The 23,800-nt window shown below is 60.7% G+C and carries 18 protein-coding genes; 3 read left to right on the top strand and 15 right to left on the bottom strand.

Going from position 1 to position 23,800, the window contains the following annotated elements; translation table 11 throughout:
* Nucleotides 1-176: 176 nt before the first annotated feature.
* From ACM6IK_RS27260 to ccoN (ACM6IK_RS27215), 10 genes are all read right to left on the bottom strand, one after another.
* Nucleotides 177-587 carry a type II toxin-antitoxin system VapC family toxin gene (locus ACM6IK_RS27260; RefSeq protein ID WP_218431396.1) on the bottom strand — a complete coding sequence of 137 codons (411 nt, stop codon included), beginning with the start codon at nt 585-587 and terminating at the stop codon, nt 177-179.
* Entirely contained in the window at nt 587-841 is a 255-nt protein-coding gene (locus tag ACM6IK_RS27255) for a type II toxin-antitoxin system Phd/YefM family antitoxin (RefSeq protein ID WP_414876896.1), read from the bottom strand. The genes ACM6IK_RS27260 and ACM6IK_RS27255 overlap by 1 nt, the downstream gene beginning before the upstream one ends.
* Before the next feature lie 178 nt (nt 842-1,019).
* Complete coding sequence (ccoP, locus tag ACM6IK_RS27250; protein WP_414876773.1) at nt 1,020-1,997, bottom strand: cytochrome-c oxidase, cbb3-type subunit III; 978 nt, start codon at nt 1,995-1,997, stop codon at nt 1,020-1,022.
* Nucleotides 1,994-2,179: a CcoQ/FixQ family Cbb3-type cytochrome c oxidase assembly chaperone gene (locus ACM6IK_RS27245; RefSeq protein WP_003175465.1), complete on the bottom strand. Its 186-nt coding sequence runs from the start codon at nt 2,177-2,179 to the stop codon at nt 1,994-1,996. Before ACM6IK_RS27245 ends, ccoP (ACM6IK_RS27250) begins: the two co-directional genes overlap by 4 nt.
* A 5-nt stretch (nt 2,180-2,184) precedes the next feature.
* Nucleotides 2,185-2,793 (bottom strand): cytochrome-c oxidase, cbb3-type subunit II, encoded by a 609-nt coding sequence (ccoO, locus tag ACM6IK_RS27240; protein WP_018925301.1) that lies wholly within the window; start codon nt 2,791-2,793, stop codon nt 2,185-2,187.
* Complete coding sequence (ccoN, locus tag ACM6IK_RS27235; RefSeq protein WP_218431397.1) at nt 2,793-4,235, bottom strand: cytochrome-c oxidase, cbb3-type subunit I; 1,443 nt, start codon at nt 4,233-4,235, stop codon at nt 2,793-2,795. Before ccoN (ACM6IK_RS27235) ends, ccoO (ACM6IK_RS27240) begins: the two co-directional genes overlap by 1 nt.
* Nucleotides 4,236-4,717: 482 nt before the next feature.
* Nucleotides 4,718-5,671, bottom strand: a complete 954-nt coding sequence (gene ccoP, locus ACM6IK_RS27230) for a cytochrome-c oxidase, cbb3-type subunit III (protein WP_414876772.1) — start codon at nt 5,669-5,671, stop codon at nt 4,718-4,720.
* A complete protein-coding gene (locus tag ACM6IK_RS27225) occupies nt 5,668-5,862 on the bottom strand; it encodes a cbb3-type cytochrome oxidase subunit 3 (RefSeq protein WP_414876771.1) in 195 nt (64 codons plus the stop codon). The genes ccoP (ACM6IK_RS27230) and ACM6IK_RS27225 overlap by 4 nt, the downstream gene beginning before the upstream one ends.
* A gap of 3 nt (nt 5,863-5,865) precedes the next feature.
* Nucleotides 5,866-6,474 (bottom strand): cytochrome-c oxidase, cbb3-type subunit II, encoded by a 609-nt coding sequence (gene ccoO, locus ACM6IK_RS27220; protein ID WP_008020035.1) that lies wholly within the window; start codon nt 6,472-6,474, stop codon nt 5,866-5,868.
* Nucleotides 6,475-6,484: 10 nt separating this feature from the next.
* Nucleotides 6,485-7,909 (bottom strand): cytochrome-c oxidase, cbb3-type subunit I, encoded by a 1,425-nt coding sequence (ccoN, locus tag ACM6IK_RS27215; RefSeq protein WP_414876770.1) that lies wholly within the window; start codon nt 7,907-7,909, stop codon nt 6,485-6,487.
* Between the two features lie 96 nt (nt 7,910-8,005).
* Between ccoN (ACM6IK_RS27215) and ACM6IK_RS27210 the strand changes: the two genes are divergently transcribed.
* On the top strand, nt 8,006-8,683 hold the full coding sequence (locus tag ACM6IK_RS27210; RefSeq protein ID WP_414876769.1) for an alpha/beta family hydrolase: 678 nt from the start codon (nt 8,006-8,008) through the stop codon (nt 8,681-8,683).
* Nucleotides 8,684-8,784: 101 nt separating this feature from the next.
* Here ACM6IK_RS27210 and ACM6IK_RS27205 read toward each other — a convergent pair whose 3' ends face one another.
* Nucleotides 8,785-10,350, bottom strand: a complete 1,566-nt coding sequence (locus tag ACM6IK_RS27205) for a methyl-accepting chemotaxis protein (protein WP_414876768.1) — start codon at nt 10,348-10,350, stop codon at nt 8,785-8,787.
* A 321-nt stretch (nt 10,351-10,671) separates the two neighbouring features.
* On the opposite strand from ACM6IK_RS27205, the gene ACM6IK_RS27200 reads away from it, so the two are divergent.
* Nucleotides 10,672-18,234, top strand: coding sequence for an SDR family NAD(P)-dependent oxidoreductase (locus ACM6IK_RS27200; RefSeq protein ID WP_414876767.1), 7,563 nt, complete (start codon nt 10,672-10,674; stop codon nt 18,232-18,234).
* Nucleotides 18,235-18,242: 8 nt separating this feature from the next.
* The gene (locus ACM6IK_RS27195; RefSeq protein ID WP_414876766.1) at nt 18,243-19,592 is read left to right on the top strand and encodes an aminotransferase class I/II-fold pyridoxal phosphate-dependent enzyme; all 1,350 of its coding nucleotides are present in this window, start codon (nt 18,243-18,245) and stop codon (nt 19,590-19,592) included.
* 13 nt (nt 19,593-19,605) lie between these two features.
* On the opposite strand, the gene ACM6IK_RS27190 is transcribed toward ACM6IK_RS27195, so the two are convergent.
* The 4 genes from ACM6IK_RS27190 to ACM6IK_RS27175 all read right to left on the bottom strand — a co-directional run bounded on the left by ACM6IK_RS27190 (nt 19,606) and on the right by ACM6IK_RS27175 (nt 23,791).
* On the bottom strand, nt 19,606-20,064 hold the full coding sequence (locus ACM6IK_RS27190) for an REP-associated tyrosine transposase (protein WP_414876765.1): 459 nt from the start codon (nt 20,062-20,064) through the stop codon (nt 19,606-19,608).
* A gap of 238 nt (nt 20,065-20,302) precedes the next feature.
* On the bottom strand, nt 20,303-21,730 hold the full coding sequence (locus ACM6IK_RS27185; protein WP_414876764.1) for a capsule biosynthesis protein: 1,428 nt from the start codon (nt 21,728-21,730) through the stop codon (nt 20,303-20,305).
* A gap of 11 nt (nt 21,731-21,741) precedes the next feature.
* Complete coding sequence (locus ACM6IK_RS27180) at nt 21,742-22,353, bottom strand: GNAT family N-acetyltransferase (RefSeq protein ID WP_414876763.1); 612 nt, start codon at nt 22,351-22,353, stop codon at nt 21,742-21,744.
* A complete protein-coding gene (locus tag ACM6IK_RS27175) occupies nt 22,346-23,791 on the bottom strand; it encodes an LTA synthase family protein (protein WP_414876762.1) in 1,446 nt (481 codons plus the stop codon). Before ACM6IK_RS27175 ends, ACM6IK_RS27180 begins: the two co-directional genes overlap by 8 nt.
* Nucleotides 23,792-23,800 lie beyond the last annotated feature (9 nt).

Below are 23,800 nucleotides of genomic sequence, written 5' to 3'. Positions count from 1 at the left end.
CTCGGTCAGTACGTGCCGACCGCGGTCAAAAAGGGGTGTTGCAGTGGCTCAATGATACGCCTGTCGCTCTAGACTACGGGTGCGACCTTTGGTCACGTTTGGCAAAATCATTTGATGGTGTAATGACTTGAATCAATTGACTTGGAAATTATGGCCGGTTTTGCGTATGTCGCCGGTCATTCGGCCCATGGGTTGATCAGTTGTACACCGCTGGACTGAAAGTCTGCGACATTGCGTGTGACCACCGTCAAACCATGAACCAGCGCCGTGGCCGCAATCAAGGCATCGCTTTCATTGGCTCTGTCGGGGACATGCAGACTGGCGCAGCGAATCGCTACGGCGGCATCGACCGGAAGGATTCGGGCGTCGAAGGCCGGCATGACGTGATGCTTCAACCAAGTGCGCAAGACTTTCCCTTGGACGGGGTCCCGACGCTCCATTCGTAGAACGCCTGTCTCCAGTTCCTTCAAGGTAATAGCCGAAATGAACATGCGTGGAGCGATGACACTTTTGGCCCACGCAACGACGTTCGCGTCAGCCTGGGGTTTGCGTAGTTCAGAAATTACGTTGGTGTCGAGTAGAAACATCAGGACAGATCCACAGGGCGATGTTTGATCACGGCACGCTCGGTTTCGAATTCGATATCGGCTGCTTCTGGCATGACCAGTAGTTCGGCGATGTCGGCGTTAGTGCCAGTCAGTTTTTGGTAGTCCTCAATGCTTAGCAGCACATGGGCCGGTTTGCCCCGGTCAGTGATGAAAACAGGCCCCTGGCGTGTGGCTTTTTTGGCACCGCTTGTGTCTTGGTTGAATTCGCGGCTGGAAATCGTGGTGATGGTCATCATGGTTGGCCCTCCTGAAATAGCTTTGTAGAAACGTTACTACTATGTGCGGCATCCGACAACCTCGCAGAAGGTGTTGGGCATTACCATCGGTCGAATCCCAATAGACTGTTTTAAACAAAACGGCCCCGCCAATTCACATTGGCAGGGCCGATTTTTGTTGCTTCAAGCGTTTGCCTTACTGGGCGTCCGCTGCCTTCTCGCCATGAGACAGGCTGTAGACGTAAGCGGCCAGCAGGTGAACCTTGTCGTTACCCTGCATCGCCTCTTGCGCAGGCATCTGGCCCTGACGGCCGTAACGGATGGTCTGCTGCAGTTGAGCGAAGCTCGAACCGTAGATGAACGCGGCCGGGTGAGTCAGGTCAGGCGCGCCCATCGCTGGCGTGCCTTTGCCTTCCGGACCGTGGCACGCCACGCAGTTGGTGGCGAACAGTTTCTGCCCGGCAACCGGGTCGGCCTTGGTGCCTTCCGGCAGCTTGCGGCCATCGAGGTTGGTCAGGACAAACGCGGCCACGTCGGCCACACCTTGCTCGCCGATCACTTCAGCCCACGCAGGCATCACGGCATGACGGCCGCCCATGATGGTGGTCTTGATGGTTTGCGGCTCGCCGCCCCAGCGCCAGTCGGCGTCGGTCAGGTTAGGGAAACCATAGGCGCCCTTGGCGTCGGAACCATGGCAAACCGAGCAGTTGGAGGCGAACAGGCGGCCACCCATCTTCAGCGCTTGCGGGTCCTTGGCCACTTCTTCGATTGGCATGGCCGCGAACTTGGCAAAGATAGGACCGAACTTGGCGTCCGACCTGGCCATTTCCTTTTCCCACTCGTGTACGCCGGTCCAGCCGGTCTGGCCGTTGGCGAACGGGGTCTGCTTCTCGTTGTCGAGGTAGCCGTAACCTGGCAGCAGGCCTTTCCAGTTACCCAGGCCCGGATACAGCGCCAGGTAGCCCAGTGCGAAGATGATGGTGCCCACGAACAGCATGAACCACCATTTCGGCAGCGGGTTGTCGTACTCCGCGATCCCGTCGAAAGAGTGCCCGACTGTCTCGTCTGTCTGCTCGGTGCGCTGGCCCTTGCGGGTCGACAGCAGCAGCCAGGTCAGGGAAAAGATCGTACCGAGACTGAGGACTGTGACGTACAGACTCCAGAATGTAGTCATTCTTTGTTACTCCTAGAAGCTTGCTCGACGTGCTTGATGGCTTCGGGATCATCCGCAAAAGGCAGCAAGGTCGCGTCTTCAAACTCCGACTTGCGCTTGGGACTGAACACCCACAGTGCCAGTCCGATGAAGGCCACCATCACGACAACGGTGCCCAGGCCACGAATCATCCCGATATCCATCCAATTCACCGTTTGCTTTTGATGATGGTGCCCAGGCCTTGCAGATAGGCCACCAGCGCGTCCATTTCGGTTTTGCCCTTCACAGCATCCTTGGCACCGGCGATGTCTTCGTCGGTGTAAGGGACGCCGAGCGTGCGCAAGACCTCCATTTTTTTGGCGGTATCTTTGCCGTCGAGCTTGTTTTCCACGAGGAACGGGTAGGCCGGCATTTTCGACTCAGGCACGACGTTGCGCGGGTTGTACAAGTGCGCACGCTGCCAGTCATCGGAGTAACGACCGCCGACACGGGCCAGGTCCGGACCGGTACGCTTGGAACCCCACAGGAACGGGTGGTCCCAGACGCTTTCACCGGCGACCGAGTAATGGCCGTAGCGTTCGGTTTCAGCACGGAACGGACGGATCATCTGCGAGTGGCAGCCGACACAACCGTTGGCGATATAAATGTCCCGGCCTTCCAGTTCCAGGGCGGTGCGGGGCTTCATGCCCTCGACCGGCTTGTTGGTCACGTCCTGGAAAAACAGCGGAACGATCTGGGTCAGGCCGCCGATGCTGACGGCAATGACCATGAAGAAGGCCAGCAGGCCAATATTCTTCTCGACTGCTTCATGCTTCATCAGTGAGCTCCAACTACGGCAATCTTGGCGGCGGCTTCGGCTTCAGCCGGGTTCGAGGCGCGTACGGTACGCCATACGTTGTAGGCCATGAACAGCATGCCGGTGGCGAAGAACGCACCGCCCAGGGCACGGACGATGAAGCCCGGGTGGCTGGCTTGCAGCGCTTCGACGAACGAGTAGGTGAGGGTGCCGTCGTCGTTGATGGCACGCCACATCAGGCCCTGGGTGATGCCGTTGACCCACATCGAGGCGATGTACAGAACGGTACCGATGGTCGCGAGCCAGAAATGGGTGTTGATCAGGGCAGTGCTGTGCATCTGCGCACGACCGAACAGTTTCGGGATCATGTGGTAGATGGCGCCGATCGAGATCATCGCCACCCAGCCCAAGGCGCCTGCGTGTACGTGGCCGATGGTCCAGTCGGTGTAGTGCGACAGCGAGTTGACGGTCTTGATGGCCATCATCGGGCCTTCGAACGTCGACATGCCGTAGAACGCCAGGGAGACGACCAGGAAGCGCAGGATCGGGTCGGTGCGCAGCTTATGCCAGGCGCCCGACAGGGTCATCATGCCGTTGATCATGCCGCCCCAGCTCGGCGCGAGCAGGATGATCGACATCGCCATGCCCAGGGACTGAGCCCAGTCCGGCAGCGCGGTGTAGTGCAGGTGGTGGGGACCTGCCCAGATGTACAGGGTGATCAGCGCCCAGAAGTGCACGATCGACAGGCGATAGGAGTAGATCGGACGCTCGGCCTGTTTCGGCACGAAGTAGTACATCATGCCCAGGAAGCCGGTGGTCAGGAAGAAACCCACGGCGTTATGGCCGTACCACCACTGGATCATCGCGTCCGTCGCGCCCGAGTAGGCCGAGTACGACTTGAACAGGCTGACCGGCAGCGACATGTGGTTGACGATATGCAGCATCGCCGTCACGACGATGAAGGCACCGTAGAACCAGTTACCGACATAGATGTGCTTGGTCTTGCGCTTGGTGATGGTGCCGAAGAACACCAGACCGTAAGTAACCCAGACGATGGCCAGCAGGATAGCCAGGGGCCATTCCAGTTCCGCGTATTCCTTGGTGGTGGTGTAACCCAGCGGCAAGGTCACGATCGCGCCGACGATCACCGCTTGCCATCCCCAGAAGGTGAAGGCGGCGAGGCTGTCGGAAATCAGTCGCGTTTGGCAGGTTCGCTGCACGACGTAATAAGAAGTGGCAAACAGTGCACATCCACCGAAGGCGAAAATCACCAGGTTGGTGTGCAACGGGCGCAGGCGTCCAAAGCTCGTCCATGGCAGACCGAAGTTCAACTCCGGCCAGACCAGTTGCGAGGCGATGAAGACACCGAGCCCCATGCCAAGGATCCCCCAGACCACCGTCATGATGGCGAACTGGCGGACTACCTTATAGTTATAAGCAGTCGGACTGATTGCTGTGCTCATTCTAAGGTTCCACGGTTTGGGTGTTTTATTAGGATTAAAAATCGGCCGCAAGTATGGAGAAAGCAAGGGGTCATTGCAACGCGCCATGACCTGGGTCAATGCTTTCAAAAGCTGATTCTGCGGCCTTTCCATGCGCCGCGTAAGGACAAAATTGCCCGCGGGCAAAACGTCCTGGCGGACTGATCAGGCGAGGGGGTCAGGTCGGATGTAACGGGGTGTGTTCAAACGCAACGTTTGGCTGACCGAAGGCAATTGGTGCGACAGCCGGTATCTACCAGCCTTTGCGGCCTGTCATCGGGCAGATTCGTCGAACACATCGTTCAGGGTCGACCTGGAACCGGCACCGGCCAGTCCGCATCGGGGGAAGCTTAGACCCGAATCCAGGGATCCGAAAGGAAGCGTCAAAGAGGGTGCGACAATGCGTCGCAAAGGGGCAGGGAACTGCCGCATCCGGGAGAATGCGGCAGCAGAGCGGTCGGGATTTATTTGCGGTTGTCTTCAGCCTGTAAGCGCTCGGTATTCAAACCGTGGGACAGGCTGTACACATACGCGGCCAGCAATTGCACCTTATCGTTGCCGAGCAGCTCGGCCTGCGCCGGCATATGGCCCTGGCGGCCGTGCCGAATCGTCTGTTCAAGCTGCGTCAGGCTCGTCCCGTAGATGAAGCCGGTCGGGTGCGTCAGGTTAGGGGCGCCCATGGCTTCAGTGCCCTGGCCGTTTGCCCCATGACAGGCGACGCAGGTGGTGCTGAACGCTTGCTGTCCGGCCTGCAGGTCGGCTTTGCTGCCTTCCGGCAATGGCAGCTTGGCCAGGCCATGGCGCACATACGCGGCGACGTTCTTCACACCGTCTTCCCCCAGGACTTCACCCCAGGCCGGCATCATCGCCATCCGGCCACCCATGATGGTGGTCTTGATGGTTTCTGCATTGCCGCCCCAGCGCCAGTCGCTGTCGGTCAGGTTGGGGAAACCGTATGCACCCTTGGCATCCGAGCCGTGGCACACCGAGCAGTTGGAGGCAAACAGGCGGCCGCCCATTTTCAGCGCTTGCGGGTCCTTGGCCACTTCTTCCACGGGCATCGCTGCGAATTTGGCGAAGATCGGCCCGAACTTCGTGTCGGCCTTGGCCATTTCCTTTTCCCATTCGTGCACCCCGGTCCAGCCGTTTTCGTAGCCGGGGAGGATGCCTTTCCAGTTCCCCAGGCCCGGATACAGGATCAGGTAGCCGATGGCAAACACCAGCGTGCCGGCGAACAGCATGAACCACCATTGCGGTAATGGGTTGTCGTATTCCTCGATGCCGTCGAAGCTGTGCCCCATGGTCTGGTCGACACTGCCCTTGGTTTCCCCCTTGCGCGTGCCGATCAGCAGCCAGGTCAGGCCGATCAGGCTGCCGATGGTCAGTACGCAGATCCACGTACTCCAGAAGGTGGTCATGGGCGGGTACTCCTTGTGACAGGTTCTTCAGTGATGTCGGGTTGTGGTTCGTCGGCGAACGGCAGCAGGCGTGCTTCGGCGAATTCCGGGCTGCGCTTGCCGTTGAACACCCATAGCGTCAGGCCGACGAAGGCCACGAACACCACGACAGTGCCCAGGCCACGGATCATTGCAGTGCTCAATTCAAACATTGCTCACCTCTTGCTCTTGATCGCAGTGCCGAGCACTTGCAGGTAGGCGACCAGCGCATCCATCTCGCTCTTGCCCTTGAGCGAAGCGACGGCGCCGGTGATGTCTTCGTCGGTGTACGGCACGCCCAGGGTGCGCATGGCCTTGATCTTGGTTTCGGTGTGGCTGCTGTCGAGCTGATTGGCCACCAGCCACGGGTAGGCGGGCATCTTTGACTCGGGCACGACGTTGCGCGGGTTGTACAAGTGCGCGCGGTGCCAGTCATCCGAGTAACGCGCACCGACTCGCGCCAGGTCTGGCCCGGTGCGTTTCGAACCCCAGAGGAACGGGTGATCCCAGACGCTTTCGCCGGCCACCGAGTAATGCCCGTAACGTTCGGTCTCGGCGCGGAACGGACGGATCATCTGCGAGTGACAACCGACGCAGCCTTCGCGGATGTAGATGTCGCGACCTTCCAGTTGCAGCGCGGTGTAGGGTTTCATGCCTTCCACCGGTTTGTTGGTCACGTCCTGGAAGAACAGCGGGACGATCTGGGTCAGGCCGCCGATGCTCACGGCCAGGATCATCAGCAGCAGCAACAGGCCGACGTTTTTCTCGATAGTTTCGTGTTTCATGGCGGACTCCTCAGGCCATCTGCGCGGCAGCGGCGGCTTCGGCAGGCTGCGAGGCCCGCACGGTGCGCCAGGTGTTGTAGGCCATCAGGAACATGCCGCTGAGGAAGATCGCGCCACCCACCAGCCGCACGACGAAGCCAGGGTGGCTGGCCACCAGGGTTTCGACGAAGGAGTAAGTCAGCGTGCCGTCCTCGTTCACCGCACGCCACATCAGGCCCTGGGCGATGCCGTTGACCCACATCGAGGCGATGTACAGAACCGTGCCGATGGTGGCGAGCCAGAAATGCGCGTTGATCAGGCCGATGCTGTGCATCTGCTCGCGTCCGAAGACTTTCGGGATCATGTGGTACAGCGCGCCGATGGAGATCATCGCCACCCAGCCCAGGGCGCCGGCGTGTACGTGGCCGATGGTCCAGTCGGTGTAGTGGGAGAGGGCGTTGACTGTCTTGATCGCCATCATCGGCCCTTCGAAGGTCGACATGCCGTAAAACGCCAGCGACACCACCAGGAAGCGCAGGATCGGGTCGCTGCGCAACTTATGCCAGGCGCCCGACAGGGTCATCATGCCGTTGATCATCCCGCCCCAGCTCGGTGCCAGCAGGATCAGTGACATCACCATGCCCAGCGACTGCGCCCAGTCCGGTAGCGCGGTGTAGTGCAAGTGGTGGGGACCTGCCCAGATGTACAAGGTGATCAGCGCCCAGAAGTGCACGATCGACAAGCGATAGGAATACACCGGGCGCTCGGCCTGTTTCGGCACGAAGTAGTACATCATCCCGAGGAAACCGGCGGTCAGGAAAAAGCCCACGGCATTGTGCCCGTACCACCATTGCACCATCGCATCGGTGGCGCCGGAGTACAGCGAGTAGGACTTGGTGAAGCTGACCGGCAATTCCATGTTGTTGACGATATGCAGGATCGCCACGGTGACGATGAACGCACCGAAGAACCAGTTACCGACATAAATGTGTTTGGTCTTGCGCTGCATGATCGTGCCGAAGAACACGATGGCGTAGGCGACCCAGACGATGGTGATCAGGATGTCGATCGGCCATTCCAGCTCGGCGTATTCCTTGGAACTGGTGTAGCCCAGCGGCAGGCTGATGGCCGCGAGCAGAATCACAAGCTGCCAGCCCCAGAAGCAGAAAGCGGCGATTTTCGGTGCAAACAGCCGTGTCTGGCAGGTGCGTTGCACCGAGTACAACGAACTGGCGAACAACGCACAGCCGCCGAAGGCGAAGATCACCGCGTTGGTGTGCAGCGGGCGCAGGCGGCCGAAGCTGGTCCATGGCAAATTGAAGTTGAGTTCGGGCCAGACCAATTGGGCCGCGAGAAAAACCCCGAGCCCCATGCCGACGATGCCCCACACCACCGTCATAATGGCGAATTGGCGGACCACCTTGTAGTTGTAGGCGGTACTGATAGAAGTGTTCATGGTTCCCCATCCACGGTTCAGCCGAAGTGAGCGCACGCAGCGCTTGGCAGCGCACCCTTCGGCCGGAGTTATAGGCAGACTGAAAGCGAGGCAAGCATGGACAAAGGGCACAAGGCCGGTATTGACGGGGATCAATGGGCGCAGTGCGTGCGTGATCATGGATGGTTGTGGAGTGCCGCCGCTGGCAAGGCTGCGACGACGCTGATCCTCGCCCATGGCGCCGGCGCACCGATGGACAGCGACTGGATGAGCGACATGGCTGCACGCCTCGCCGCGCAAGGCGTCAACGTGTTGCGCTTCGAGTTTCCCTACATGGCGCAGCGGCGCCTCGACGGCGGTAAACGCCCGCCGAACCCGGCGCCGAAATTGCTGCAATGCTGGCGCGAGGTGTATGCCCAGGTGCGACGCCATGTCACTGGTCCGCTGGCCATTGGCGGCAAATCCATGGGCGGTCGCATGGCTAGCCTGCTGGCGGATGAATTGGGCGCGGATGCGCTGGTGTGCCTGGGCTATCCGTTCTATGCGGTGGGCAAGCCGGAAAAACCACGGGTCGAACATCTGGCCGGGCTGAAGACACGGACCTTGATCGTGCAGGGCGAGCGCGATGCACTGGGCAATCGCGAGGCGGTCGAGGGGTATGCGCTATCGCCGGGTATCGAAGTGTTCTGGCTGGTGGCGGGGGATCATGACTTGAAACCGTTGAAGGCTTCGGGGTTTAGCCATGAGCAGCATTTGGCGGCTGCGGCGCAGAAGGTGGCTTCATTCATTCATTGATGGGGGGGGATGAAGAAGGCCTCTTCGCTGGCAAGCCAGCTCCTACAGGATATTGCGATCCCATGTAGGAGCTGGCTTGCCAGCGAAGGCGGTCTGAAGCCTTACCGGTTAAACCGCTCCACCAACGAATACTGGGTATTGGCCGTCTTGGTCAGCTCTTCACTCAGCAACGCCGAGTTCTGCGCCTGTTCCGAGGTCTGGTCCGCCAGGTCGGAAATATTACTGATGTTGCGGCTGATTTCTTCGGCCACGGCACTTTGCTCTTCGGTCGCGGCGGCGATCTGGGTGGTCATGTCGGTGATGTTGGCCACCGCTTCGCTGATTCCTACCAGTGCCTGGTCCGCTTCCAGTACCCGCGCCACGCCTTCTTCCGCCTGACGGTGCCCGGCTTCCATGGTCTGCACGGCAGTACTGGCGGTTTGCTGGAGCTTGGCGATCAGCGCATGAATCTGCCCGGTGGACTCGCTGGTGCGTTGCGCCAACTGACGGACTTCGTCGGCCACCACCGCAAAGCCGCGACCCATCTCGCCGGCCCGGGCAGCTTCGATGGCGGCGTTCAGGGCCAGCAGGTTGGTCTGGTCGGCGATGCCTTTGATCACGTCGACCACACCACCGATTTCGTTGCTGTCCTTGGCCAGTTGGGTCACGGTCACGCCGGTTTCACCGACCACCACTGACAGGCGCTGGATGGCTTCGCGGGTTTCCCCGGCGATATCACGACCACGACCGGTCAGACGATTGGCTTCCTGGGTGGCGTCGGCGGTGCGTTGTACGTGGCTGGCGACTTCCTGGGTGGTAGCGGCCATCTGGTTGACCGCGGTGGCCACTTGTTCGGTCTCGACCCGTTGGCGTTCCAGGCCGCTGGAGCTGTTGTGCGCCAGGGCATCGGATTGCCTGGCCTGATCGGTCAGGTGTTCGGCCGTGTCCTGCAGGCGGGTCAGGCAGGTTTTCAGGCGTGCCTCCTGACTGAGGATGGACATTTCCAGACGCGCCTGGGCGCCGCGAGTGTCGGTGTACATCTGTGCGATCAACGGATCGGAGGTGGTTTGCTCGGCCAGACGCAGCAAGCGCTTGAGACCACGCTGCTGCCACTGAAGGCCCATCAGGCCCAGCGGCACCGAGAGTCCTGCTGCCAGGGCAAACCCCCAATGGGAGTTCAGCGACGCACCGATCATGAAGCTCAATTGGCTGACCAGAATGAACGGCAGCCAGTCCTGCAGGATCGGCAACCATTTATCCGAGGAGGGAACGGCCGACTTGCCCTGGTTGATGCGTTGGTAGAGCGCTTCGGCGCGGCGGATCTGTTCGGCAGTGGGCTTGATCCGCACCGACTCGTAACCGATCACCTGATTGCCTTCGAAGATCGGTGTCACATAGGCGTTCACCCAGTAATGATCACCGCTCTTGCAACGATTCTTGACAATGCCCATCCATGGCAAGCCTTGTTTGAGTGTGCCCCACATGTGCGCGAACACCGCGGCCGGGACGTCGGGGTGGCGGACCAGGTTGTGCGGTGCACGGATCAGCTCCTCCCGGGAAAACCCGCTGATTTCGACGAAAGCGTCGTTGCAGTAGGTGATCATGCCCTTGGCATCGGTGGTGGAAATCAACCGTTGCTGAGCCGGGAAGGTCCGCTCGCGCTGTGTAATTGGCTGGTTGTTACGCATGGCTTTTTCAATCCGCAAGGCTTTCAAGAGTTGTCGGCTGCGTCGCGGATTTATTGAATGTTTTTTAAGAGCCTGACGTGTGTCTCAATTTCGCCCTGCGTTGAAAGGATTGACCTGCCCAACGGTTGAACTTTTCAGGTTTCCCTTAATGAACCCGGCGCGTATGATTCGCGGCTATTTTGCGCGCGACGTTATTTTTGGTCAGGCAGGAAGCTGTACATAACATTCAGGGTGTCGTCGGGTTTACTGCATTTACATTAATGGAATTTGATTGTTGTTCAGCTTTTGGAAAAGGGCTGGGGATGAATAGGGCGAGTAGCAATGCGTAAGAAAGTTGCAATCATAGGGACGTCGTTCCGTTTTCCAGGCTCTACTTCTGCAACTTTTTGGCCGCACCTGCTGGACAGGCAGAGCTTTATTACCCAAGCGGACTTTTCTCGCTGGTCCAAGGACGAGTTCCTGCACCCGGACAAGGCAAACCCTGCGACGTCGTACACGTTTGCTTCCGGTTCCCTGGGCGATATTTCTACTTTCGATGCCGGATTCTTCAATATTTCTCCTCGTGAAGCGGCGGTCATGGACCCTCAGCAACGTTTATTGCTGGAGCTTGGCTGGGAAGTGTTCGAGAACGCCGGTGTCAAACCGTCGAGCCTGCGTGGCAGCGATTGCGGTGTTTACCTGGGGATCGCCAGTGTCGACTACGGCTATCGTCTGACGCATGACATGTCGACGATCGATGCGTCAACCGCCACCGGTAATACCTTCAGTATCGCGGCCAACCGGCTATCTTTTTTTTATGACCTTCAAGGCCCGAGCATGGCCATCGACACGGCGTGCTCTTCTTCCCTGATGGCCTTTCACCAGGCTTGCCAGGCCATTCAGAACGGCGATATCGAACAGGCGATCACCGGTGGTGTCAGCCTGCATCTTCACCCTTTTGGCTTCTTGATCTTTTCCAAGGCTTCGATGTTGTCGCGCACGGGGCAATGTCATGTGTTCGATGAGTCTGCAGATGGCTATGTCCGTTCTGAAGGCGCGGGGCTTTTCTATCTGAAGGATTACGACAAGGCGATCGAGGATGGAAACCAGATCCTCGCGGTCGTTGCCGGCAGTGCGGCTAATACCGATGGGCGAAAGTCGAGTTTGACCGTCCCGAGCGCGGATGCGCAGATAGCCCTGATGAAACAGGCCTACGACAGTGCCGGCATCAGTGCGGCAGACATTGACTACCTGGAAGCTCACGGTACGGGCACGCCAGTGGGCGATCCTATCGAGAGCCGGGCTATCGGTGAGGCGCTGGGGCAGCAGCGCCCGGCGGATCAGCCACTGCTGATCGGTTCGATCAAAAGCAACATCGGGCACCTTGAGGCAGCCTCGGGTGTCGCCGGTTTGATGAAGGCGCTGTATTGCGTGATCGAACGCAAGGTGCCCGCCACCATCGGCATCAAGAAGCTCAATCCGAACATTCCTTTCGCTGACCTCAACCTGAGTGTGGTCACTGAAACCCAAGCGCTCAAACCCAGCGGAAAACTGGTGGTCGGTGTCAACTCTTTCGGTTTCGGCGGGGCCAATGCCCACGTCATCCTGGAAAGTCCGCCGCAGGCGCCGCAGGCCCCGCGCCAGATGGGTCAGTCAGTGCCGCTGATTGTTTCTGCCAAGGACAACGCAGCCTTGGCGGCCCAGTCCGAACAGCTCGCGCAATTTTTGTCCGGGCCGGACGCGGCAAACCTTTACGACGTGGCCTACCAGTCGATGTTTCGCCGCGAGTTGCTCCCGCAACGGGTGGTGGTGTTCGGTGCGGATGCTCAACGCAGCGCTCAGACGCTACTGGATTTCGTCACGGAACCGGGCGTTCCGGCGTTGTCGGCGATACTGGAAAGTGGCCGTGTCCTGGATCAGGCAAAAGGGCCCGTGTTCGTCTTCTCCGGTAATGGATCGCAGTGGCAGGGCATGGGCAAGTCGTTGCTGGTCGATCCGGTTTTCCGTCAGGCGGTTGCCGAGGTGGACGCGATTTTCCATGCGCTATCCGGCTATTCGTTGATCGCCGAACTGGCGGTCGAGCTGGGCGATGACCGCTATCGGTTGACTGAGTTTGCGCAACCGGCGTTGTTTGCATTGCAAGTGGGTGTCACCCGCATGCTGGCCGAAAAAGGCGTAGTACCGGTGGCCGTCATTGGCCACAGCGTGGGTGAAGTCGCTGCCGCCTGGGCATGCGGAGCACTGACGCTGAACGACGCCACTCGTGTGATCTACCATCGCAGTCGCCTGCAAGGCTTGACCAAGGGCTGCGGCAACATGTCGGCGGTAGGGTTGTCGGGGGCGGACACTGCGAGCCTGTTGAAGACGCTCGACCTGGACTGTGAGTTGGTCGTCGCCGGCGAGAACAGTTTCAAGGGGGCGACCGTCGCCGGCCAGGTGGCTGCGCTGGAAACCCTGGAGCACGCGCTGACCGAGCGTCAGGTATTCGTTCGCCGCCTGGGTCTCGATTATGCGTTCCACTCGCCGGCCATGGATGTGATCGCCGATCAAGTCATCGACGTGCTGAGCGACATCGTCCCGGGGCACGCCAGAATTCCAATGTATTCGACCGTGACCGGCGACGTGCTCGCCGGTGAATATCTGGACGCCGGGTACTGGTGGAAAAACATTCGTTATCCGGTGCTGTTCAAGTCCGCCAGTGAGGCGCTCGCCAAGCAGGGCTACAACGTATTCGTGGAGGTCGGCCCGCACCCGATCCTGCGTGCCTATGTGGCCGATGCGATGGCCAGCCAGGAACTGGAAGGGGTGGTGATCCCGACGGTGCTGCGTGGTGAAGAAAACCCGCAGATGATTGATCGTACGCTGGCGAAGGTATTGATTGCCGGTGTCGACATCGATCTGCAATGCCTGTTTCCTCAGCCCGGCCGTTTCGTGCAATTACCCAATTACGCCTGGCAGCGCGAACGTCACTGGCACACGGACACGCCCGAGTCTTCCGGCCACCTGAGCCGTGAGCGCGTCCATCCGCTGTTGGGTTATCTGCTGCCGGAGCATGAGTTCACCTGGGACAATCGCCTGGATACGCAATTGTTCCCGTCACTGGGCGACCACATGGTGGGCGACTCGGTGTTGTTCCCGGGCGCGGGTTTCACCGAAGTCGCACTCGCTGCTGCATTGCAGTATCAACCCGGTGAGTATGTGGAAATCGAAGAGCTGGAAATTCACAGCCCGCTCTTGCTTCACTCGGATTTCAGCAAAAAGGTCCGTGTGATGATCGACACCACCGACGGTGCCATTTCCATCGTGTCGCGCAGCACTGCCCAGGCTGAGCCGTGGGTACAGCATGTGATTGCCAGGCTTGTGGGTGAAGCGCGCGGCGGGTTGCTGGCCAGCATCGCCCCAGTCGTTCCAGCGCGCGCTCCTGATTTCACCTCGTCCGGGCATCTGGCGCTGACCCGTGCGGTTGGTCTCAATTATGGCCCGGCTTATCAAGCCGTCGAGGCAGGCTGGATCGACGGCAACCAGGTGTTGGCGCGGTTGACGGTCCCGGCCCCGATCGAGGCTGAACTCGCAACGTTGAATGTGCACCCGGCACTGCTGGACAGTGCCTTCCAGTTGATCACCCAACTGTTGGACCAGGAGGCCGACGGCCGCAAAGACCTGGCCTTTATCCCGGTGAAACTTGGGCGTATCGCCTTCGCTGCTGGCAGCCTGCCGCCTTGTCTGGCCCAGGTCACTCTGGTACGACGTTCAGCACATTCCCTGTTGGCGGACTTCACGTTGTACGACGTCCATGGCCGCGCGGTCATCTGCATCAAGGACGTCCGTTTTCGTGGGGTCCGGCTGCACAAGGATCGCAGTGGCGACATCAAACTGGTGGACTATGTCGGGGTTGCCAAACCCTATCCTGCGAATGAACGCGCATTGCCATTGGCGGACTCACGGTTGGAGGCGCAGCTGCAGCAGCACCTTTGCGCTATCGCGGATGATCCCGGATTGCGCCGCTATGCCGATGAAGTCGACCCTTTGCTCGACGCTCTGTGTGGCAGTTTCGTGCTGGAAGCCATCGAGAAGCTGGGCGGTGAGCTGACGCTGCAGCAGCGCTCCACCTGGGAAACAGGCGGTTATCTTGACCATCTTCTTGAGCAAGCGCTGGAGGATGGCAGCCTGGTTGCGGCAGGCAATGACGGCTGGCAGCTTGCCGATCAAGGCGAGCGAGCGAGTGCGCAAGACATCTGGCAGGAACTGTTCAGCAGCTATCCCGAACACTTCCAGATCATTCATTCGGTCGGCCGGATCGGCATGCATCTGCTGGAGCTGATCAGCGGTCAGGTGAAGATTGCGCAACTGTTGCCACGGGAAACCACGCCCGCCGTATTGACCCGCCTGGTGCTCGGCGCGTCCGGTCACCAAGCGTTGCTGGGCGGTCTGCGAGAACATATCGCCCAACGGTTGAGCGCTCTGCCTGAAGGGCAGCGCCTGCGTATTCTCGAACTCGGTTTCGAGGGGGCACCCCTGGCGGCAGACCTGTGTGTCGGCCTGGATTTTGACCGGATCGATTATCAGTACTCTGCGCAGAACATTGACATTGCGTCGATGCTTCAGGCTGAGCTCCCGGATCTTCAGATACTGAGTCTGGAGGCGTCGGAAAAAATCGCTCGGGTGCCGGCGAACGACTTCGATCTGGTCCTTGTCGCCACCGACCTGGCACCGCTGGAAGCCGTCAGTCAAGGCTTGCAACATGGCGTCGCAAGGCTGTGTGCCAACGGTGAAGTGCTGCTGTTGGCGCAACACCCTGCGCGTTGGGCGGGCTTCACATTTGGCGCCGAACCTTCCTGGTGGCTGGCCCGACAGGGGCAACAGGCGTTAGCGGTGCAACAGCCCCCGGGATTCTGGCAACAGGAATTACGGCGTCATGGCCTGAAGGTGTCCGAGCCGCTGGAGTTCATTGCGGGCTCGGCGTCTGGCTGCTATCTGTTGGTAGCCGCCGAAAACTCCGCGAAGACCCTCGCGGTTGCACGTGAGTATCCGCGCCAGAGCTGGTTGCTGGTAGCCGATGGGCAAGGTCCTGAAGCACCGTTTGCCCAGGCACTCGCCTCGATGTTGCGCGAGCAAGGTCAAGAGGCCGCGCTGCTCGCGCCTGGCTCGGCATCGGATCTGGCGCAACAGTTACGTGAACGTCCAGCGCTGCCTCAACATGTGGTAATGCTGGCCGGCCTGTTCGCACCCCAAGGGCTTGATGCCCAGGCTGACCGCTGCATGCATGCCGCAGCCATCACGCAAGCCTGTGAATCGGCCGGCGTCGCTGCGGATTGCTGGTTGCTGACCTCCGGCGCCGCCATCCATTTGTTACCGCAAGGCACCCGCCTGGATACGACTGTGCAAGGCATTGCCGATGCTGCCTTGTGGGGCTTCGGTCGGACGTTGACGAACGAAGCAGCCGGTTGTCGAGTTCGTCTGCTCGATCTGGCGATTGGCGCTGGCGTCGAGGCCCTGGTGCCGGCACTGCTCAATGCGGATGAAGAGACCGAACTGGCGATCAGCGCGGCGGGCGATCGGTATGTCGCACGGCTGCGAATCCAGCCCGATCAGTTGCCAGGCAGTGCGCTGCTGGATGCGCCGACGCAGGTCAGGCTCGGCTTCGATTTGCCGGGGCAGCTGCGCAATTTGCGCTGGGAAGCACGAGCGCCGTTGGTGCCGGCAGACGACGAACTGGATATCGAGGTTCGGGCCACGGGTTTGAACTTCCGCGATGTTATGTACGCGTTGGGTCTGCTGTCTGATGAAGCGATCGAAAATGGCTTCTCGGGCCCGACGCTGGGCTTCGAGTTTGCCGGTGTGGTGCGCGGTAAAGGGGCGATGGTCGAGGGTGATTTCCAGCCGGGCGACCGTGTCGTCGGTTTTGGTCCGTCGAGCTTCGCCAATCGCCTGATCACCAACGCCAATGCTGTGGCGCGCATTCCTGAAGGCATGTCGTTTGAAGCGGCGGCGACCATTCCGAGTACTTTCTTCACCGTGTATTACGCCTTGCATCACCTGGCGCGGCTTGAACCGGGAGAGAAAATCCTGATTCACGGTGCAGCGGGCGGCGTCGGCATTGCCGCGATCCAGATTGCAAAATGGTGCGGCGCCGAAATCTACGCCACGGCGGGTAGCGACGAGAAGCGCGATTTCCTGCGCCTGTTGGGCGTCGAGCATATCTTCGACTCGCGTTCGCTGGCGTTTGCCGATGACATCCTGGCCATTACCGATGGCCGCGGCGTGGACGTAGTACTCAACTCCCTGGCGGGCGAGGCCATCAATCGCAACCTGCGGGTACTCAAGCCGTTTGGTCGCTTCCTCGAACTGGGCAAGCGCGACTTTTACCAGAACACCAAGATCGGCCTGCGGCCGTTCCGCAATAACATCAGCTACTTTGGCATCGATGCCGACCAGCTCATGAGCGAACGTCCGCAGCTGACCCGTCGGCTGTTTGGTGAAATGATGGCGTTGTTCCGCGACGGCATTTTGAGTCCGCTGCCTTATCGCGCCTTCGATGCCAATGAAGTCGTCGAAGCATTCCGCTACATGCAGCAGGCGCGGCAGATCGGCAAGATCGTCGTGACCTACCGCACACCGATCCAGCAGGTTTTCCACGCGCCGGTGGCGCAGGCTCAGGCCTTGCAACTGGCCGCCGACGGCACCTACCTGGTGACGGGCGGGCTCAGCGGTTTCGGTCTGCGTACCGCGCAATGGCTGGTGGAGAAGGGCGCGCGTCACCTGGTGCTGCTCGGTCGTCGCGGTGCTGCTACCGAAGAAGCGCAGCCGGCGCTGGCGGCGTGGCGCGAGCAAGGTATCGAGGTGCAGGCGCTGGCTTGCGATATCACCGATAGCGCTCAATTGCGCAGCGTGCTGGCGAGCATCGAAGCCTCCAGGGCACCGTTGCGGGGCATCGTGCATGCGGCCACCGTGTTTGATGATGGGCTGATCCGCAACCTCAGCCAGGAGCAGTTGCAGCGGGTGCTTGACCCCAAAGCCAAAGGCGCGCAATACCTGCATGAATTGACGGCCCATTTGCCGTTGGACTTCTTCGTGCTGTTCTCCTCGGCCACGACCCTGTTCGGCAACCCGGGGCAGGCCAACTACGTGGCGGCCAACCATTGGCTCGAAGCACTGGCGCGTCATCGCTTGTTGCAAGGGCTGCCGGCGACCGCCGTGCTGTGGGGCGCGATTGATGACGCCGGTTTCCTCGCGCGCAACCAGGACATCAAGGACGCCCTGCAAAGCCGTATGGGCGGCGCGGCCCTGCAGTCGCAAGCGGCCCTCGATACCCTGGAGAAGCTGTTGCTGCAACGGCGTTCCGGGCTGGGGGTGTTGGAACTCGACTGGAAGGCCTTGTCGCGATTCTTGCCGGCGGCCGGTACACCGAAATTCACTGAACTGGCCAGGCTGCACAGCGGCGAGCAGGACGAAGAGAGCGATGTCGATGACATTCAGCGCCTGTTGGCGCAAATGAATGATCAGGAACTCACCGAACTGTTCGCCGAAATGCTCAAGCAGGAAATCAGTGAGATTTTGCGCATTCCTGCCAGCAAGCTCGACAGCAGCCGTCCGCTACAGGAGCTGGGGCTCGACTCGCTGATGAGTGTGGAGTTGGTGGTCGCGGTCGAAGAGCGCTTCGGCATTCGCTTGCCGGTGATGGAGCTGAGTGAAACTTCAAGCATCGCCAAACTCACTGTGCGTATCCTCGAACTGCTGCGCAGCCACCAGGACGCCGAGGCGGATTCCCGTAGCGAAGACAATTTGCAGGTACTGACCGCCGATGCTTTGGCGCGCCATGGCGTCGATCTGTCCAAAGCCGAACTGGCCCTGGTCAGCGAAGGCGTGCGCAACCAGGGCTCCGACCTTTCCCGCTTGATCGACTGACACTGACTATGACCACTAAACCTTCATCCGGGCTTGGCGCTTCAATGAAAGACAAGCTGATCCAGCAAGCCCTGGAACGGCGCCAGCGACAGAGCAGCGAGGGGGCGCAACCCGCCTCGCTGGCGCAGGTCGGGCGCAATGCCCGGGCAGTACCGGAGCAGTTCTATCGTTTCGATCAGCACCCCGGTTACCAGCAACTGCGGATCATGCGCGACGGCGCGGCGCGCATCGGCCTGGCCAATCCGTTCTTCAAGTTGCACGAAAGCCTGGCGGGTGCCGAGACAACGATTCAGGGCCGACACTTCGTCAACTTTGCCAGTTACAACTACCTGGGTTACTCCGGGCATCCGGCGGTTGCCGAGGCTGCCAAAGCTGCCATCGATCATTACGGCACGTCGGTATCGGCTAGTCGCCTGGTCTCCGGAGACCGACCGATCCATCGTGAACTGGAAGCCGAACTGGCCAGCCTGTATGAGGTCGATGACGCCATCACCTTCGTCAGCGGTCATGCCACCAATGTCACGACCATTGGCTACCTGTTCGGCCCCCGTGATCTGGTGGTGCATGACGAACTGATCCACAACAGTGTGCTGCAAGGGATTCAACTGTCCGGTGCGCGCCGGCTCAGCTTTGCCCACAACGATTGGGAAGCGCTCGACCGCCTGCTCGGCGATCAGCGCCAGCATTTCGAGCGGGTCCTGGTGGTGCTTGAAGGGATCTACAGCATGGACGGTGATTACCCGGACCTGCCGCGATTCGTCGAGCTGAAAAACCGGCACCGGGTGTTCCTCATGGTCGACGAAGCGCATTCCCTGGGTGTGATGGGCGCCAACGGCAAGGGCATTCGTGAGCACTTCGGCCTGGCCGGCCGGGACGTGGACATCTGGATGGGCACCCTGAGCAAGTCGCTGGCCAGTTGTGGGGGCTACATTGCCGGTGAATCGGCACTGGTGGAACACTTGAAATTCATGGCTCCGGGGTTTCTCTACAGCGTCGGCATGCCAGCCTCGGTGGCTGCCGCTGCCCTGGCTGCCGTGCGCTGCATGGCCACGGATGCCGAGCGCGTGGCGACCTTGCAGGCACGCGGCCAACAGTTTCTGGCCCTGGCCCGCGAGGCGGGACTGGACACCGGCACCAGCACCGGGCTGGCGGTAATTCCGGTGATTACCGGCAGCTCGCTCAAGGCCACGCAACTGTCCGGCGCCCTGGCCCAACGCGGAATCAATGCCCAGCCGATCCTGCACCCGGCGGTACCGGAAAAGTCCGCCCGCGTACGCTTCTTCGTGTCATGCCTGCACACTCCCGAGCAAATCGCCGAGACCGTCGCCGTCGTCGCGCAGGAGCTGAAAAAGCTATAACGCAAGCCGGCTCCTACAGCCAGATGGCGTCCCACAGTGAGTAGTCATGCACCCGTTTGCCCAACCCTGCGCGTAATGGGTTGGCAACGATGTAGCGGGCTACTGCCTGCAACTCTTCTTCGCGACGAATCGCTCGGTCGTGGAAGCCTTTCTGCCACAGCTGCCCCTTGCGTGCCAGACAGGCATTCACTGCTCTCGCGCTACGGGATTTGGTGGCGAGCATCAACCCTGGCAACGTGCTGTTCCTGAGTTCAAGCAACCAGTGAAAGTGGTCGGGCATCACTACCCAGGCAAGGGAGTTGGCCCGTTCGTCTGTCTGGGCCTGACGAAATTGATCCACCACCAAGCGCCCCACACGCCAGTCACTGAAGAGCGGTTCACGCAGATGGGTGACTGTGGTGAGCAGGTAGATCTGCCCGGATTGAGAGTGACGCCCTGTGCGCAGGTGGCTGGCGTGTAGACGAGTGAGCAATCCGTTGCCCTCCTTTGTCGGTCGGAAAGGGTAAGGCTAGTGCGCAGATGAATTTACGTCGTACAGGTTTGGGGCCGGATGTGACAGGACTACCGCCTTCGCCGGCAAGCCGGCTCCTACAGGGAGTGTGTGGACACAAAAAATGACGGTGTGTACGCGTTTTTGTAGGAGCTGGCTTGCCAGCGAAGACGGCCGTGGGGCATGCAGCGCCATCAAAAACGCCTTCGCCGGCAAGGGATCAGAACATGCGTCTGAGGTAGCGGTGAATTTGTCGATAACGTGCGCAGCGGTCGAGCAGGCCGGCTTTAGAATGGGAGTTGTACTCCCGGGCTTGATGGGGACTGCACGGCAGGCCGCGAATCTGAACCAGTGGTTGCTCATCGCCACCCGGTGATTGCAGCATGCCCGGGCTGATGCGCCATAGCGGTACGCTGTGGGCCTCGGCACGGGACTGCAGATCGCCGGGTTCGCTGGCTCGCCACACCAACAGCTTGCCGGATTCGCCGACGATGGATTGCATCAGCTCGGCACTATCGCTGGCGAACGTCAACCGGCCCCACCGGCTTTTGAGCAGGGTCCGGATCGCCGGCCGCTGTCGGTGTGGCACGCCCAGCACGGTCAATGTCCCCGCGAACTGGCTGTCCTGGTGTTTTTGCCGGGCCAGTTGACGGGCCACAGTCATGACATCGCAACGCTGATCGGTCAGCGGGTCGACGTAGCGGCAATAGCGGATGTACGCCGCCGCCACCAATTGCTCAAGGTTCGGTCGGGCCTGGCGACGGGGGATTGCCAGGCGATCATCGGTCAGGCCCCAGCCGGCGTAGAACGGCAAGCCGAAGCAGGTGACCGGGATGCCTTGAATCAAAGCCTCGAGCCCGGCCTGACTGGTACCTACATAGACCCGCTGCGCCCGGCGCGCCAGCGAGGCCCAGGACACATGGCGACTTTCCAGCGTCACGCCGCGGGCAAGAGCGGCGTCAAGCAGGCAACTTTTTTTGTGGCCGTTGATGCAGTCCGGGTGAATCCGCACCCGCACGTCCGCCTCGGGGTGTTGCGCCAGGGCTTCGTCGAGCATGCGGATAAAATCGGCTTCGCACAGCCCGCCGCCAGGGATGGAGAAGTCGCCATACGTCTGGTCGACCACCAGAATCAGCGGCTTGTCACGGCCCAGCGGGTCGTCCTCGCTCAGGTCCGGTGCGTTATTGTATTTGCCGATGCCACTGCTGCGCATCAGGGCAATCAGCTCCCGTGCGGTCGCCTGCTCCGAAGCGCTCAGGGTCTGCGGGGCTTGCAGGATGTTTTCCAGCCGTGACGGGCGATCGGCCAGGTAGTGAATGCCAATGGGGTCGACCACCATCGACATCGGCGTATCGCCTTCGACGCCCAGCGAAGATGAGCGCAGGAAGCCATCCTCCAGTGCGACGTAGGGAATGCCCCAGCGCTTGCACAAGACCCGCGCATGGTCAGAGGAATTTTTGTAGCCGATTCCGGCAATCGCCTTCAAGCCTGCGGGGCGCTGCCGACCGCGTCGCCACAGCCAATGAGGCTGACCTTCAGGGTCGAGAAACTCCTCCAGATGATGGACTTTCCACATCACCCACTGCGACATGATGCCCACCCGGCCGGGACCATCCACCAGCGATTCAAGGGGTACGGATCGATTCATTTGCGGGCTGCTCATGGATGGGGCGATAGTCTGCGGCGCAGGTTGATGACCGTCGGGAAGGGCATCACGCGGCTCAGCCAGTTCGTTGGAAAGGTGTGTATCGGCATAAAGGCGTGGCGGGCATAGAACGCCCTGGCTGCGAGGTTCTTCACCTGCACTTCCAGCTCGATTTTGGTATGGCCAAGGCTCAGTGCCTGATCAAAGGCGACCTGCATCAAGGCGCTGGCCACTCCCTGGCGCCGTGCGGCTTTGCGTACATGCAGGCCGTACAGATAAAAACCGTAGTACCACTCGCGACATTCGCTGATCACGAACAGGCCATAACGCAGCGAGCCGCCCAGTCGCCCAAATTCATGAATGAATGGCCGGATACCTGGCGAAAATGGCCCGCGGCGCTGGTGTTTGAACGAGGCGTAACCTACCGGCGTGCCGTCCTGACAGGCCAGCAGGACGCGGTCCCAGTTGATCGACTGCGCGAGCAGGCGATGGCGGCAGTCTTCATCGCCGAGGATGAACGCCAACGAGCCGCGCCCCGCGGTGATCCAGCGCGCAACCGCAGGGTCGCGCTGCGCAAGGCTGGACGCGAGAACCACCTGCACCGGCTCACCTCGGGTTTCAGTCATCGGCAATAGGGGCCAGATGGTCGATAAAGGCCTTGGCCAGATGCTCGACTCCGAGGTTTGCGCAGGCATTGGCATGCGACGAAGTATTGGACCAGATGAAGTACTCGGTATCGCCATCCGGTGCCTCCAGGGCGCCATAGACGTCCGGCAGGATCGGCACATGGTCACCGAAAAAGCACAGCCCGGTTGGCGTGCTGCGGCTCAGAAAATGGTCACGCAGCTGACCGAGCATGCGGTCGGCATTGTTCAAGTGGCGCACGTACGGGGCCAGATCACGCAGGCTTTCCGGTAGCGGCCGGTCGAACCATTGCGGCAGGTCGTCGGCTTCGACATTTTCCAGGTGCAGCGGGCCGTGGTTTTCCATGGTGATGGCATGAATGAACAACGGCTGGGTACGGGACGGATCATCAAGCAACGCGCTGATCTTGTCCGCCACCGCGCAGTCACCGATGAACGGGCCGGCCTTTTGCTGTTCGGTGAAACTGCGAACGTCGATGAATTCGTCGAAGCCCAGTGCAGGCAACACCTTGTCCCGACCATAAAAACTGCCGACATAAGGATGCACGCAGACCGTGCGATAACCCTGGCGTTTGAGCGCCTTGGCGATGCTCGCAACGCCCTGGCGCGCCAGGTGGCGATAAGGGTTGAATCGATGGACGCCCAGTTGGTCGGCCTTGATCCCGGTGAGGAAGGCAAACTCGCTGCGGACCGTGTTGGCGCCCCACGCGGCGACTTGCAGACGACCCTGGGCCAGCGCCTCGGCCCGCAAGGTGTCGAAGTGGCCGAGCACCTGTGGACGGATGCCGGGCCACAGCCTGCGCGCATCGAAGAACGATTCGCTTTGTACCGATACCAGGTCCGGCAGCACGGTGTCGGACGCCGGGCGTGGCAGCTCATCGGCAAACGCCGAGTGCAGTCGATTGAGGTCCACCGGGCGTCGGGCCGCGAAAAAGTACGTCCACAAACTGGCCGCCAATCCCCAGCGACCGAGGTCGAGGCTGGCGTCGAACGTCGGGCGCAGTGGCTTCAAGCCGCCGAGCATCAGCAGCACCAAACCGCCCAGCAGCGTGCCCGTAGCCACGACACGAGCATTGCCGCCCACCGGTTCGAAATACAACCCGCACGCCAGGTAGGCGATAAACAGAAGGGCCAGGCCGATGGCTTTGCCAATGCCGAAGAACGGCAAGTACAGGCGTGGAAAGCGTACGGCGTCGCTGAAGTATTCGAAATCGGCGCAGACAAATGGCTCGCGCAGCGAATGGTATTTGGCGTTGCTCACCAGCACGATCAGCAGCCACAGCGCCAGCACGTTGACCGCACTGAAATACGCGCGACCGCTGATCAGGTACAGCAGGCCAACGGCGAATGCCCAGACACCGCCATGCAACAGCCAGGCGCGAAGCGGACGGGACCAGCCGGTACGCGGCACCAGGAGCATTTCGATTGC

The organism is Pseudomonas sp. IT-196MI5 (assembly GCF_949767415.1).
In the GTDB taxonomy this organism is placed as follows: domain Bacteria; phylum Pseudomonadota; class Gammaproteobacteria; order Pseudomonadales; family Pseudomonadaceae; genus Aquipseudomonas.
The sequence above is the reverse complement of the archived record's forward strand: the minus strand, read 5'-3'. Positions and strand labels throughout refer to the sequence as shown.

Bases quoted from the DNA above. Each gene is read 5' to 3' on its own strand.
- ccoO (WP_018925301.1), bottom strand. From the start codon at position 2,793: ATGAAGCATGAAGCAGTCGAGAAGAATATTGGCCTGCTGGCCTTCTTC.
- ACM6IK_RS27185 (WP_414876764.1), bottom strand. From the start codon at position 21,730: ATGAATCGATCCGTACCCCTTGAATCGCTGGTGGATGGTCCCGGCCGG.
- ccoO (WP_008020035.1), bottom strand. From the start codon at position 6,474: ATGAAACACGAAACTATCGAGAAAAACGTCGGCCTGTTGCTGCTGCTG.
- ACM6IK_RS27180 (WP_414876763.1), bottom strand. From the start codon at position 22,353: ATGACTGAAACCCGAGGTGAGCCGGTGCAGGTGGTTCTCGCGTCCAGC.
- ACM6IK_RS27205 (WP_414876768.1), bottom strand. From the start codon at position 10,350: ATGCGTAACAACCAGCCAATTACACAGCGCGAGCGGACCTTCCCGGCT.
- ACM6IK_RS27260 (WP_218431396.1), bottom strand. From the start codon at position 587: ATGTTTCTACTCGACACCAACGTAATTTCTGAACTACGCAAACCCCAG.
- ccoP (WP_414876773.1), bottom strand. From the start codon at position 1,997: ATGACTACATTCTGGAGTCTGTACGTCACAGTCCTCAGTCTCGGTACG.
- ccoN (WP_218431397.1), bottom strand. From the start codon at position 4,235: ATGAGCACAGCAATCAGTCCGACTGCTTATAACTATAAGGTAGTCCGC.
- ACM6IK_RS27225 (WP_414876771.1), bottom strand. From the start codon at position 5,862: ATGTTTGAATTGAGCACTGCAATGATCCGTGGCCTGGGCACTGTCGTG.
- ACM6IK_RS27210 (WP_414876769.1), top strand. From the start codon at position 8,006: ATGGACAAAGGGCACAAGGCCGGTATTGACGGGGATCAATGGGCGCAG.
- ccoP (WP_414876772.1), bottom strand. From the start codon at position 5,671: ATGACCACCTTCTGGAGTACGTGGATCTGCGTACTGACCATCGGCAGC.
- ACM6IK_RS27200 (WP_414876767.1), top strand. From the start codon at position 10,672: ATGCGTAAGAAAGTTGCAATCATAGGGACGTCGTTCCGTTTTCCAGGC.
- ACM6IK_RS27195 (WP_414876766.1), top strand. From the start codon at position 18,243: ATGACCACTAAACCTTCATCCGGGCTTGGCGCTTCAATGAAAGACAAG.
- ACM6IK_RS27245 (WP_003175465.1), bottom strand. From the start codon at position 2,179: ATGGATATCGGGATGATTCGTGGCCTGGGCACCGTTGTCGTGATGGTG.
- ACM6IK_RS27255 (WP_414876896.1), bottom strand. From the start codon at position 841: ATGACCATCACCACGATTTCCAGCCGCGAATTCAACCAAGACACAAGC.
- ccoN (WP_414876770.1), bottom strand. From the start codon at position 7,909: ATGAACACTTCTATCAGTACCGCCTACAACTACAAGGTGGTCCGCCAA.
- ACM6IK_RS27175 (WP_414876762.1), bottom strand. From the start codon at position 23,791: ATGCTCCTGGTGCCGCGTACCGGCTGGTCCCGTCCGCTTCGCGCCTGG.